Origin of the sequence: Serratia sp. CY47280 (assembly GCF_052168655.1) — a bacterium.
GTDB classification, from domain to species: domain Bacteria; phylum Pseudomonadota; class Gammaproteobacteria; order Enterobacterales; family Enterobacteriaceae; genus Serratia; species Serratia bockelmannii.
The window spans coordinates 557,132-570,882 of record NZ_JBJNMG010000001.1 but is presented as its reverse complement, the minus strand read 5'-3'; the positions used below and the strand labels follow the sequence as shown (position 1 = coordinate 570,882).

At 59.9% G+C, this 13,751-nt stretch carries 5 protein-coding genes; 3 read left to right on the top strand and 2 right to left on the bottom strand.

Annotation, left to right across the window (positions count from 1 at the left end):
- Positions 1-15: 15 nt before the first annotated feature.
- A complete protein-coding gene (locus ACJ8J4_RS02810; RefSeq protein ID WP_197821865.1) occupies positions 16-1,794 on the bottom strand; it encodes a sigma-54-dependent Fis family transcriptional regulator in 1,779 nt (592 codons plus the stop codon).
- A gap of 276 nt (positions 1,795-2,070) precedes the next feature.
- Between ACJ8J4_RS02810 and exaC the strand changes: the two genes are divergently transcribed.
- Positions 2,071-3,591 carry an acetaldehyde dehydrogenase ExaC gene (gene exaC, locus ACJ8J4_RS02805; protein ID WP_060447184.1) on the top strand — a complete coding sequence of 507 codons (1,521 nt, stop codon included), beginning with the start codon at positions 2,071-2,073 and terminating at the stop codon, positions 3,589-3,591.
- Between the two features lie 52 nt (positions 3,592-3,643).
- Here the strand turns inward: exaC and adhP are convergent, their stop codons facing one another.
- Positions 3,644-4,660: an alcohol dehydrogenase AdhP gene (adhP, locus tag ACJ8J4_RS02800; protein WP_004928541.1), complete on the bottom strand. Its 1,017-nt coding sequence runs from the start codon at positions 4,658-4,660 to the stop codon at positions 3,644-3,646.
- A 556-nt stretch (positions 4,661-5,216) separates the two neighbouring features.
- Here adhP and ACJ8J4_RS02795 point away from each other — a divergent pair.
- Positions 5,217-5,426, top strand: coding sequence for a hypothetical protein (locus tag ACJ8J4_RS02795; protein WP_049207659.1), 210 nt, complete (start codon positions 5,217-5,219; stop codon positions 5,424-5,426).
- A gap of 355 nt (positions 5,427-5,781) precedes the next feature.
- On the top strand, positions 5,782-13,728 hold the full coding sequence (locus tag ACJ8J4_RS02790) for an RHS repeat domain-containing protein (protein WP_264383942.1): 7,947 nt from the start codon (positions 5,782-5,784) through the stop codon (positions 13,726-13,728).
- Positions 13,729-13,751: the final 23 nt, after the last annotated feature.

Here is a 13,751-nt window from a genome sequence, read left to right as displayed (position 1 = left end):
AGCAATCATGACGTTTCATTCCGCCACCGCTTTCTGCCTCCCCAACTTGCGGTACAGCGTGCTGCGCGAAACGCCCAGCGCCTTCGCCGCCCGGCTGAGATTGCCGCCCGCCCTGTCGATCGCCGTCTGCAGATCCGCCTGGCCGGTATCGGCGTTCTCCTGACGCGGCGCCAGCACCGCGATGGACTGAGGCAGATCGTCCAGGGTGAGCACCGCATGATCGTCCGCCAATGCCAGCAGCACCTTGAGCGTACTCAACAGCTGCCGCACGTTGCCGGGCCATGGATAGCGCGCCAGCATCGCCAGCGCCTCCGGTAACAGGCGAATGTCGCGCCGCTCGCCGCCCAGCTCTCGCCACAGCTGCAAAATGAAAGCCTCCAGCTGCGCCCGCTCTCTGAGCGGCGGGATGCACAGGCTGTATTCCTGTATGCGGTACAGCAAATCCTCACGAAACGCCCCGGCCTCTACCTGCCGATGCAGATCGTGGTGCGTGGCGCAGACCAGCGCGAAATCGACCGGATAAGCGCTGCGGCTACCGAGCGGCGTGACCGTTTTTTCCTGTAACACCCGCAGCAGGCGCGTTTGCAGGCCCGCCGGCATGTCGCCGATTTCATCGAGGAACAGCACGCCGCCGTCCGCCTCGCGGATCTTGCCGATATACCCTTTCGGGTTGGCGCCGGTAAACGCCCCCGGCGCATAGCCGAACAGTTCGGATTCGATCAGCGGCTCAGGCAGCGCCGCGCAGTTGATCGCCACGAAGTTGCCGTTGCGCCAGCGGCTCTGTTGAAACAAGCGTCGGCTGAAATGCTCTTTACCGCAGCCGGTTTCGCCGGTCACGCACAGCGAAAGGCCGGCGTTGAGAATGCGTAGCGCCTTCTGATGCTGTTCGTCATGCCTTTCCGCCGGCGGCGGAACCGACCGCAGGGCGCTAACGCGGCGCTGCGGCGCCTCGAGCAGCGAATAATAATGCCGTTGATTGCCGGCCAGCGTCTGGTGCGGTGCGCCGGAGGGCTGTCGCAGCAGGTCGGGAAACAGCTGGGCAAACTCAACCGAGCCTAATGCGGCCGGTGAAAGCCGGAACTCCAGCATCGCCAGCCGATTGGCGGCGACCAGCACTTCGTCGTGAAACACCAGCAGCAGCTCCTGCGCGCTGCCCAGGCTCCCGGCGTTGGCGTGCAGGCGCAGCGTCCAGTGACGGTCGGCGATCGCGCTTCTGACCCAGCGGTGTTCGATATGCCGCACCGCCTGCATGATCAGGCGCTGTGCATCGCGGTACGGGCGCTGCGCGGGGGCGGAGAGATCCAGTATGCCGGCAATGCGGCCATCCGGCCGATAGATCGGTGCGGCAGTGCAGTTCAATCCGGCATTTTGGTTGAGGAAATGCTGGTCGCCTCGGACCTCGCAGAACGCGCCGAGTGCCAGCGCGGTGCCGATGGCATTGGTACCCCGATCCGCTTCGCCCCACTGGTTGCCCGGCGCCAGCGCAAAGCGCGACGCCTTGTGCAGAAAGTCGGTATTGCCGCGGGTTTCCAGCACCAGTCCGTCGGCATCGGCGATCACCACGATGGCGGGCTGGCGCGTAATTTGCGCGCCCAGCTGCTCGATCAGCGGCTGTACCCGTTGCGGCACCCAGTCATTGCGGCTGCGTAGCTCTTCGAGTAATCCGGCTTTGATAAAAGGGATATGTTGATCGGCGCGCGTCAGGCCGTAGCCCCGGCTGCGCTGCCAGGATTCCGCCAGCGGGCGGGTCAACAAACTGGCGCCCTCGGTGGGCAAGCGGTCATCAGGCAACATGCGTTTCTCCCCCCGTTTACGAGTGTTGCAAATATGTATCACAGATGTGTATCAGGCGTTGCGACACGGAACACAAAAACCCATCGCCGGCGGCGGTACCGCATGATTCGTCACGTCATATCAATTTTTAACGCGTTAATAAATGAGATCTTTTAACGATCATCTTCGCCATTCATCAATCTGGCACGGGCCGTGCTTCTCCGTGCTGCGGCGACATGCCGCACTCACAGGCGCAGCCCAATAGCGCCGGTTATCATCTGCAGAGAGGTGCTTCACATGAAATATGTCCACCCCGGTTTGCCTGGCTCGCTGGTTTCGTTCCGCAAACGCTATGGCAACTACATTGGCGGTAAATTCGTCGAACCGGTATCCGGCAACTACTTCACCAACACCTCGCCGGTGACCGGCCAGCCGATCGCCGAATTCCCACGTTCCGACGCCAAAGACATCGAACTGGCGCTCGACGCGGCGCATGCGGCGGCGGACGCCTGGGGCAAAACCAGCGTGCAAGAACGCGCCAACGTGCTGCTGGCGATCGCCGATCGCATCGAGTCGCGGCTGGAGATGCTGGCGCTGACCGAAACCTGGGACAACGGCAAACCGATCCGCGAAACCCTGAATGCCGATTTGCCGCTGGCGGTCGACCATTTCCGCTACTTCGCCGGCTGCCTGCGCGCGCAGGAAGGCACTGCGGCGGAGATCGACCAAAATACCGTGGCCTACCATATCTATGAACCGCTGGGCGTAGTCGGTCAGATCATACCGTGGAACTTCCCGCTGCTGATGGCCGCCTGGAAACTGGCGCCGGCGCTGGCGGGCGGTAACTGCGTGGTGCTGAAACCGGCGGAACAGACGCCGCTCGGCATCAGCGTGCTGATGGAAGAGATCGGCGATCTGCTGCCGCCGGGGGTGCTCAACGTGGTGCAAGGCTTCGGCGCCGAGGCCGGCGAAGCGCTAGCGCGCAGCAAACGCATCGAAAAAATCGCCTTCACCGGCTCCACGCCGGTCGGCCGCCACATCCTCGCCTGTGCGGCGGAGAACATCATCCCCAGCACCGTCGAGCTGGGCGGCAAATCGCCGAACATTTATTTTGAAGACATCATGCAGGCGGAGCCGGAGTTTATCGACAAGGCGGTTGAGGGGCTGGTGCTGGGCTTCTTCAATCAGGGGGAGGTGTGCACCTGCCCTTCACGCGCGTTGATCCAGGAATCCATCTACCCGCAGTTTATGGAGAAAGTGCTGGCACGCATCGCCACCATCCGCCAGGGCGATCCCTTCGACACCGAGACCATGATCGGTGCCCAGGCGTCAAAACAGCAGTATGACAAGATCCTGTCGTACATCGACATCGCTAAAAACGAGGGAGGCAAAATCGTTGCGGGCGGCGAACCCGCTCAGCGCGGCGACGAAGTGCAAAACGGTTTCTACCTGCAGCCGACGCTGATTACCGGCAACAACAGTATGCGTTTCTTCCGTGAGGAAATCTTCGGGCCGGTGATTGGCGTCACCACCTTCAAGGATGAGGCCGAAGCTCTAGCGTTGGCCAACGACACCGAGTTCGGACTGGGCGCCGGGCTCTGGACCCGCGACATCAACCGCGCCTACCGCATGGGGCGCGCGATCAAGGCCGGGCGCGTGTGGACCAACTGCTACCACCTGTACCCGGCGCACGCCGCGTTCGGCGGCTACAAGAACTCCGGTATCGGGCGCGAAACCCACAAGGCGGCGTTGTCGCACTATCAACAGGTGAAAAACCTGCTGGTCAGCTACGACGCCAAACCGCTGGGCCTGTTCTGAGCCGGGCATAGCGACAAGAAGGCCATCCGCGGGTGGCCTTTTTTAGCGATGCTTATTTCGCCATGCCGAGATCGATCACCATGCGACCGCGAATGGTGCCCGCCTTCATCTCGTCGAAGATGGCGTTGATATCGCCCAATGGCCGTTTGGTCACTTTCGGCGTCACTTTGCCTTCGGCAGCGAACTGGAACGCCTCTTTCAGATCTTCGCGTGTGCCGACCAGCGACCCCACCACCTGAATGCCGTCCAGCACCAGGCGCGGAATGCTCAGATCCATGCTCTCCGGCGGCAGCCCCACGGCCACCACTTTACCGCCGGCGCGCACCGCATTGACCGCCGAGTTGAAGGCGGCTTTCGCCACCGCCGTCACCACCGCCGCGTGAGCGCCGCCGGTTTGCTGCTGAATGATCTCCTCCGCATTTTGCGTTTTGGAGTTGATGGTCAGATCGGCGCCAATCTGTTTGGCGAACTCCAACTGGCCGTCGTTGACGTCGATGGCAATCACTTTGGCGTTAAACACATTTTTGGCGTACTGCAACGCCAGGTTGCCCAGCCCGCCCAGGCCATAGATGGCGATCCACTGCCCCGGCTTGATATCGGAAATTTTCACCGCCTTGTAGGTGGTGACCCCGGCGCAGGTGATACTGCTGGCGGCGAAAGAATCGAGCCCGTCCGGCACTTTCACCGCGTAGTCCGCCACCACGATGCACTCTTCCGCCATGCCGCCGTCAACGCTGTAGCCGGCATTTTTCACCGAGCGGCACAGGGTTTCGTTGCCGCTGACGCAATATTCGCAATGGCCGCAACCCTGGTAAAACCAGGCGACGCTAGCGCGGTCACCCACTTTTAACGAGGTAACGCCCTCACCGACGGCGGAGACCACGCCGATACCCTCATGTCCCAACGTAATGCCCGGCACCTCGCCGAAATCGCCGTTTTTCACGTGCAAGTCGGTGTGGCACACCCCGCAACACTCCATTTTTAACGCCGCCTCGCCGTGCTTCAGCGGGCGCAGCACTTTATCCTGAATGTCTACGGTATGGTTTTTCGTCACTACGGCAGCTTTCATGCTGTATTCCTCCAGCCGGATTATAAAAACGGTCTTGATCACGGTCGTTACTGTCACCCAGGGCGACAATTCACATTCTCTTTTTCCGCTAAACGGTTAGCTTTAAAATATAGCAGAGAAATTTTTTTTATTGAATTAATTGCACGGCATTGCAGAAGCATGAGTGCCATTCACTTAACACAATAAAAACAACGCTCTCTAATTAATGTAACATCACCTGTCACAGAAATACCCTTAGTTCAATAACGACTGAATAAGATTATAATTAACACGCTTAATATCATTGATAAAAAAGTTATTTTATTTATCATCATGATTTTGAAATGGTTTAATTTTATTTATACTTTCATTGACAGAATCAATTACCTCCCCTAGTTTTAACTATGCTGTTTATCTCTGATAAGACTTTTCTTCACCTTCTATTTTTCATCGCCGCTATTTTTAGCGGCGCTACCCACAGCTGTCTAAAAATTCGAGGTTATATATGTCGACGACACAATTTAAAGTTATTAGCGTCAGTTCCGGCTCCACTCAAAGTTTGGATTTTGGTTCACGGGTGATTAATGCTTCCGTCGCCGTTCAGGGGTTTAACGTTTCTTACGGCAACACCGACCACCACCTGAAAACAATCGACGTCTCCAGCGCGATCGCCGGCCTCAGCGGCAGCAGTGTCACGGTGTCCGCCACCTGCTTTATGGAGGACAAATCCAACAATAAAACCTCAGGTACGGTAAGAGTGCTGGTGATCGCCGAATGCGAATCCTGAGACGTTGAGCGGCCGCTGGCCCGCCGTTTGGGCGCAGAGGCGCATCGCCTGGCTTTCAATCGCCCCTGGCGATTGAAAGCCATTTTGTTTCCCTGCGCTTTATCGATGAGGGTATTTAAAAATGAGTGACAAAACCAACGGTCAGATCCCGCCAGTACGGCCAAGCCAATTCGAAAGCAATGAAAAAAACATATTCGAAGACAGCGTCAATCTGTTTCGCGGCGATGTGAATTTATCACTTGATTTGGTTGCGTTAACCGGAAGGAATCAACTCGACGTCAAAGTCACTGCATTTTATGGCAGCAACATCAAAAATGAAATTTATCAATCAAATGTTAGCGCACCAACCGGAATTATGGGATTAGGCTGGCAATTGCCTTTCGAACGCATTGAAGTCGATCACCGGGATAATGCAACACCCGGTGACAACCTTTATCGAATTTATACCAACAACGCCTCATCAGAATTAATTCGCGCGCCCAACGATTGGCTGAGAGCGAAATTACCAATCGCCGCCACCACCGCGCTCAATAGCGGCAAAGTGGACACCGAAATCCAATCCGCTTTCATCGCCGCCGGCCTGCAGTTGGGTTGCCATGCTCAGGTCGTCACGCGGTTCGACGATCGACAATGGGAAATTATCGACCCAGTCTATCAGCGCACCTTCAACGTGCTGCGCCAGGACGCCGAACTCGCCGTCTTCTCCGGCGGTGAAGCGTTTGAGTGCTTCCACTATGATTTCAGCAAGGTCCTGTATTATCCGCAGTTCGAACGCTGGGAGCTGGTCAAGGACAACGGGGTCAGCTACTTCTACGGCGGCAACGCGCAGGATGATCAGAGCATTCAATGGAAAGTGCGCTGGGGCAACTGGTCGGGACAATCCGCTTTGACCCACTCTCCCCAGGGCGATGCCTTGCAGTCTCGCTTTGCGGCAATCTGGAATCTGGCGCAGGTGGAAAGCCTGTGGGGCGATCGGATCGCCTTCCGTTACGAGGCCGTTGAACAGCCGGTTGGCGAACGAGGCTTAAGTTTTACCAAAGCCTGCTACCTGACGCGCATCACCGACATGTTCGATCGCACCGTCGATTTTGGCTATCAGGAGAAGCGGTACGACACGCAGTCGCCCGCAGGCCCACGGGAATACCTGTCTCCGCATTGGGATACCCCCTACAGCAAGGCCCCCGCCAACGCCGCTTCAGCCTATCAGGATCGCTACGAAACGCGCTATCTGGACAACATCGTCGTCAAAAACTCGCAGGGCACATTGCTCTATGCGGTGCAGCTGAGCTATGACACGCAGAGTAATTTCAGCGGTTACCCGCAAAGCGATCCGCTTTACGGTGATACCGTCAAACGCACGCTCACCGGCGTCCAGCGGCGCTATGCGGAAAATTGTGCGCTGCCGCAGATGCAGTTCAGCTACTGGCCGGCGGGTACGGTCAATGCCGGCGCGCTCAGTGGCGCCGTCACGCCGGACGGTGCGAAAATCGCCTACCGGTATAAGCAACAAACGCTGCCGCTGTGCGATCGCCAGCGGCAGATCGTCAGTCCCTGGCCGCGCAGCGCCAAACCGCGCGTATGGTTCGGCGGCGATTACGCGGTCTGCCTGTGGCTTAACGAGTCGAGCGACCAAATCCACGTCACGTTTTACACCTGGCTTGGGCGCTGGCAATGCTGGGCTCCCGAGCAGCAAACGATCAAGGCCGCTTTCGACATCAACAGTGTCAACGTCGTCACTGCCGGTGATTTCGCCTGCCTGACCTATGCCACCCCGCAGAGCGGCAAATCCTATGCGCATGTCTATCACAAGGATAACCGCAAATGGGGCGAGTGGTTCGACAGCGCGCCAATCGCCGCCAACACCACCCAACTGCAGCTGGCCGCCGGCGACAACTTTTTTGTGGTCTGCGACAAGGATCAACGGACGCTGCTGCGCTACACCTGGGATAACTTCACCAAACGGTGGGCGATCGCCGATAGGTCGGGCGATCTCAACGCCACCGCCCGCCCCTACATCGCGGCGGCCAACGGCTATTACGCCGTCCTGGATTATGCCCCCCTCACCGGCGGCGAACACCGTAATCGGCTGGCGCTTTATTATCAGGATAGCCAAGAACAATGGCGAAACGGCGCCTCACTCCCGCTGGTGTTCACCCTCGGCGGCGATGCGTCGGCCACCCGTTTCGGTTTTGCCGCCGGCGCCTCGTTTATCGCGCTGACCTACATCACGCAGGAGGTTTCGCTCAGCGTTGATTACACCGTCAAGGTCATCGGATGGGACGCGGCATTCGGCGCCATGACCAGCACTGACTTTCCCTGCCGCCTGCCGAAAAGCGCGCCGTCGCAAACCCTCACCATTCCGTTCCTGGCAAAATTCGTCAACAACGCCATGATTGCGTCCGGCCCCTATCTGCTGCGCTATAACGGCGCAGACTGGCTGCGTAACGACAGCCTGCTGTTACGCAGTACCTGCAGCGATCAGGACATCAACTGGTTCGCCTACGGCGCCGATTACGCAATCGCCGTCAGCAACCGCGAATTCGCGGCTCAGGCGCGCATGGTAGCCTACGATCCCAACCGGCAAATCATCGCCTGGAACGATGCGGCGCGCGATCTCTATACCCGTGACGATCCGACTTCGGAAAGAAAAAGACACTACTTCCCGACGGCAGGCGCGGATATCGCCACCATGGGCAACCGCGTCTATCACCGCGGTTCCTGGTGTAATTGGTTGGACGCGGCAGCCGGATATGCCGAAGTGCCCTACGCGATAGACAGCACCACCATGATCAATCAGGGACCGCGCTTTATCTCTTATCTGAACCTGGACGGCACGGCAGCCAAAAACACCACCGTGAAAACCTTCCGCAATCAGGCCTTCGCCGGCGATGACACGCTCACGCAACGTTATTTCACGCAGATTGGCGTCTCCGGCATGGTCAAACCCAATATCAACGGCCAATATCCCGCCGGCCTGTCCGCGTTCGTTACCTATCTACCGCTGAACAAAGACTTCGATAATGCGGAAAGCCTGACGCTGAATCGCTACCTCGACAACACGCTGCAAGGCGCACTGGTGGATTACTGCGTCGACACGGTCAGCATCGATGACGGCTACGCCGTCAGCACCACCTGCTACGTGTTCGACATTGCGACAGCGACCTGCGACCCTACCGGCGCGGTCTTCAAGTACTACAAGAGTGCCAGCTATCCCGGCAGCGAGAGCATGTCCGCGCCGCGCTTCGGCTATCGCGAGAACTATTACTTCAATGGCCTGACGCGCCAGGATCCGCAGGTCGGCCAGCGAGTTCGCGCTGCAGATCAAGCGTCATCCGGGCTGTTGGACGGCCAATTGATCGAGCAAAAGGTGTTTGACGCCGACGGCAATCTGTTGGTTCACGAACAAAAAAACCTGATGGCCTTCACCTCCGTAGCGATCGACGGCGTCGAGCGACCGCTGTTCGGCGGTTATACGCGCTGCATCGCCGACAACAGCCTTAATGATGGCCTAGCGATACGTACCGATTATCGCTATGACTCACGCTTCGGCAAATTGATCCGCGAGCGCTTTGACAATGTGACCGCCACCGGAGAAACGCAGGGCGTTGCCAAACTCTACGGCTATGCGTTCGAAGCCTATCCCTGGTTCTTACTGAAAAATGCGATCGACGCGCCCTTCAGCCAATTCGACGCAGCGGGGAGCGCGGCGCTGGGAGAGGCGCTGCCAATCTACGCCGGCAGTCTGCAACGCTACGGCGCTCTGCAACGGCAACAGCCGCTTGCCGATGAAGCTGCGCCGACAGTGTGGGCCGCCACGCAAGCCTATGTGCTGCAAGCCGCGATTGGCGCCCAGCCCCCCAGTCCGCCGGCGCTGGCAAGCGATCCGGGTGACGCGTGGTTGCCGGTAGGCACAATACTGGCCAGAACATTCTATGGTGCGATCCTCTCCCAGAAAAACAGCGAAAGCCAGGTCGAAAGCACGCTGTGGGACAACAACCAGATCCTGCCGGTGGCGGCGTTCGTCAGCGGCGCGGCGGATGAGTGCGATTTCATCGGTTTCGAACCCTATCAACACAGCACCGATCCCTGGCGGCTCGACGGCGATACGGCGATCGTCGACGACGACGCCTATGTCGGCAGCCGCAGCCTCAAACTCGGCGTCGGTGCGACCCTGACCCGAACGGCGCCGCTGCGGCAAACGCAGCCGGTCGTTGTCTCCGCCTGGATCAAAACCTCGCCCGGTTTCAACGCGGCGCCCGGTGCGGCAAACTTGATCAGCCGTAGTGGCAACGCCGCGCCGCACACCACGCCTATCGTCCCCACGGCAGAAGGCGCTTGGGTTTACTGGCAAAGCGTCATCCCCTATAGCGGCGATCCGGAGCGTCCGCTCGCGCTCGCCTTCGACAACCAAAAAACGGTCGGCTATGTGCTGTTCAACACCGTCAGCGTCACGCCGTTGGCCAGCAAGATGGAGGCCCGCTGCTACGATCCGCTGTATCTGGATGAGATCGCCGTTATGGGCAACAACGCCGATGTCCAGCGCTGCGGCTACGATCCGCTGCGGCAAAAGTTCGTTGAGACCGGGCCACAAGGCGAAAGCAAGAAAGGCGTGGTGAACTATGCGCCACGCAGTTGGCACGATACGCTGCCATTCAGCTACCCGCAGCACGATCCCGCCAGCAGCTGCGAAATTCTGGCCGCCGACGGTGGGCAATACGAAACCTTCACGCAGGGCGAACAAACCTGGACGCGCTGGCGGCGCGACGACGACAGCGCCTGGCGTCTCAGCCAGGGCCGGCTACTGCATTGCGGTACGACGCTCAACCGCCTGCGTTGGTTGGCCACCGCCGGCCGCTACGCAGTGGGCTTCACCCTTTCGTCGCCGGCGACGCAGAACCTCGCCTTCGGCCTGACGATCGGCGACAGTCTGAGCGCCCAGTGGGACGCCATCGCGGGATGGCGGCTGACGCTGGCGGGCAACACCTATACTGACGACGCGACCAACGGCTGCCTGCCCACCTCGGTGCTGCTGGTACCGGGCGACGATGCCGTTCTGTTATATGCCGACGGTCGTCAGGTTTTCGCCCTTCAGACCGATGCGAGGATCGACGGTGAATTCAGCCTGCAGGCACAGGGGGAAATCTATTTTGCCAATGCGGTTACCTTCCGTTCGCCACAGCTGGTCATCACGTATAAAAACGCCAACCGGCAGGAAACGCAGCATCAGGTGCTGAACGAAGGACGATGCCTGGTGCGTGAAACGCTGTACGACGCGCTGGGCAATACGGTTGCCGAAACCAAGATCGCCGCCTTTGAACGCACGTTGTTCGGCTACCGGGCGGCCTTTGTCCGCACACTGGACGCCGCAAACGGCGTGATGACCGGTGAAGTGAGTGATTATTACCCGCAGGACGAAGGTTACCCCTATAGCGGCACCCGTTATGAGGCTTCCTCGCTGAAACGCCCGGTGGCCAAAGGCATGCCAGGCAAAATCTTCGCCATTACCGGCGACAACCCGCATATTACGCGATTCATTTACGCCGTCACCGATCACACGCAGGTGGCAGGTATCGCCTGTCGCCCTGGAGAATTGCGGGTGAGCGCCCTGTACGATGCCGATGGCACCGGCGTGCTGTCACTCAACGATCGCCGTGGCCAGACGCTGAGCAAGCAGACCGAGGCCGGCGGCGTTGTTCGCGACGCTGTCCAACAGATCTACGACGCGGCGGGCAATATCGTGCAGGTTCGCCACCCGTCGTCTTCCCCGGCGGATGACGCCTTCATCAGCCACAATCGCTACAACTTCCTGTGTCAGCTCGCTGCACGCGTCACGCCGGATGCCGGAGAAACGACATATATCTACGATCCTGCCGGACGTCTGCGTTTCAGCTCAACGCCGCTGAGCCGCGCGAAAGACCGCGTGTTGTATAAAAAATATGACGTTCTGGGGCGCCTGAGCGAGGATGGCGAAGTGGCGCAAGCCTGGGGTGACGGTTCGGCGCTGCAGGCGATCGCCGATAACGATCCGCACTACCCGCACCATGATGACTGGCAAACGCAAAACGTCTATGACGGCGAAGGCGACGAGCCGACTCTGCGCGGCCGCCTGTGGAAAATGTACCGTCGCGCCGCTGACGGACTCTGCGTCGAAAACTGCTATGGCTACGATACGGGAGGCAATGCGACCCTGTCGCAACTGCGTCTGCCGGACGCTGGCGATTACATCACGGGCTATGCCTACGACAACCTCGGCAACGTCATCCGCATCGATTATCCCGCCGGCGCGCCGCTCGCCAGCGTGGCCTATCGCTATAACGACATGGGACAAACCGCCGCCATCGGCACGCCGGACGATCCGGAGAAGTTCGTTCGCTACCGTTACCATGCCGACGGCAGCCTGGCTGAAGAGCAGTTGAATTCACAGGGGGGGCGGGCGCTGCGACGCACCATGAGTTATAACTCTCCCGGCTGGTTGAATGAAATCAACAACCACTATGCCGACGGCGCACCGCTGTTGAAACATCGCTTCAGCTACACCGACGGCGGCTACGAGGGCGCCGGTTACTTCAACGGCAATATCGCCGGCGTAGTGCACGACAATGCGGTCAGGCCCGAAAACAGCTTCGCTTATCGCTATCGCTACGATCCGCGCGGCCAATTGACGGTCGCCGAGCACAGCGTCAATTCCGCCTACAGCCTCGGCGTCGGCGCGCCGCTGACCTTCGACGCCGGCGGCAACATCCTCCGGCTGCAACAGGGAGACACCCTCTTCAGCTACGAGTATCAGCCGAATAGCGGCAAAGTCGCCGCCGTGCTCGCCAATGACGCGGTCGCGCAGCGTTACGAGTATGACGTCGTCGGTAACGTCACGCTCTCCGCCAGTCGCGGTATTCAGCGTATCGATTACAACCCACTGAATAATCTTCCGTTAACGATCGCACTGGATGACGGCCGCCAGCTTGCGCTGTGCTACAACGGCATCAATCAGCGGGTGCAAAAGCGGTTCGCCGACGGCAGCAAACTCGCTTACGTACACGGCCTGAGCGACGCGCCGCTGATGGAGTTCGGCGCTCGTACGACGCAATATCTCTATGGCGTCGGCGGATTGCTGCTGCTCATCGACGGTGGTGAGGCCCAGTACGTGCTGAAGGATCAGCAAGGTTCGATCCGTGCCGTAGTGGCGGAAAACGGTCAGGTCAACGCATTGCTCGACTACATGCCCTTCGGCCAATCGTTGCCGACTGGCGTCGGCACGTCCTCGTTACTGCGCTATCGCTACACCGGCCAGGAGTTGGACGAAGATTTGGGACTCTATAACTATCGGGCGCGCTTCTACGATCCGCAATTGGGGCGCTTTTACTCCTGCGATCCTAGATTCCAGTATGGCGGCCCTTACGTCTACTGCGGCAACAACCCGGTTAATCAGACCGACCCTTCCGGTGAGATCGCCCCAATCATTATCATCTTGCTGATCGGGGCCGCCGTCGGCGCCGTGCTGGGCGGCGGGGTCGCCCTGTACAGCGGCTATCAGTCCGGATTGCGCGGCGGCGCGCTAGCCGGTTATGTATTCGCCGGCGCAGGGATAGGAGCCCTCGCCGGGGCTCTGTCCGCCGCCGGCGGAGTCGGCGCCTTTGCCGCAGGGTCGGCAGCGGCGGCGGCGGCTTCCACCACCGCCGGCGGCATTGCGGCGGGCCTGGCGGCCGGCGCAGGGGTCGGAGCCACCGTAGGCGCGGCAGTAGGTGCGGCGCAGGGAGTGAGCCAATTCTTCATCAACGACGCCTTTGGCGTCGCCAACAGCGGCAGTTGGCAACAGTCGCTGCTGAAAGGCGCCGTTACCGGTGCCGTCGGCGGCGCGATCAGTGGCGGCGCCGCAGGGGTTGGCGGTGCGGCCGCCTTCCAGCAGGCTGCGCGTTTCGCCGAGCTGACCGGCGGCAACGGCTGGGCCTTCAGCCCGACCTCGCTCACCCAGGTCAGCAACGCCTACAACGCTTTCGGTAGCCTGGGCATCGTGCCGTTGCCAGCCTTCGTCAGCCGCATCCCCAACTACAACCTGCCACTGGTCGGGGGAATGCAAAGTTTCGTCCTGGGGAAATTCAGCCTGCCAACTTTCAGCAGTCTCGGCGGTGCGGTGGCCAAGCAGGCCGTCTCGCCGCTGCTGCCGAGCGGCGGTGGCACGGCGACAGGAACCCCGCCGACGGCCTTCTATGGACAACAGGCCTACAGCCCGGCGATGACCGGCAGCATCGGGCTGCAAACGGCGCTGGTATTGGATCCCGCCGGCTGGAGCAACGGCAAAGCATAACCCACGCAGGGTGCGGGACTGCG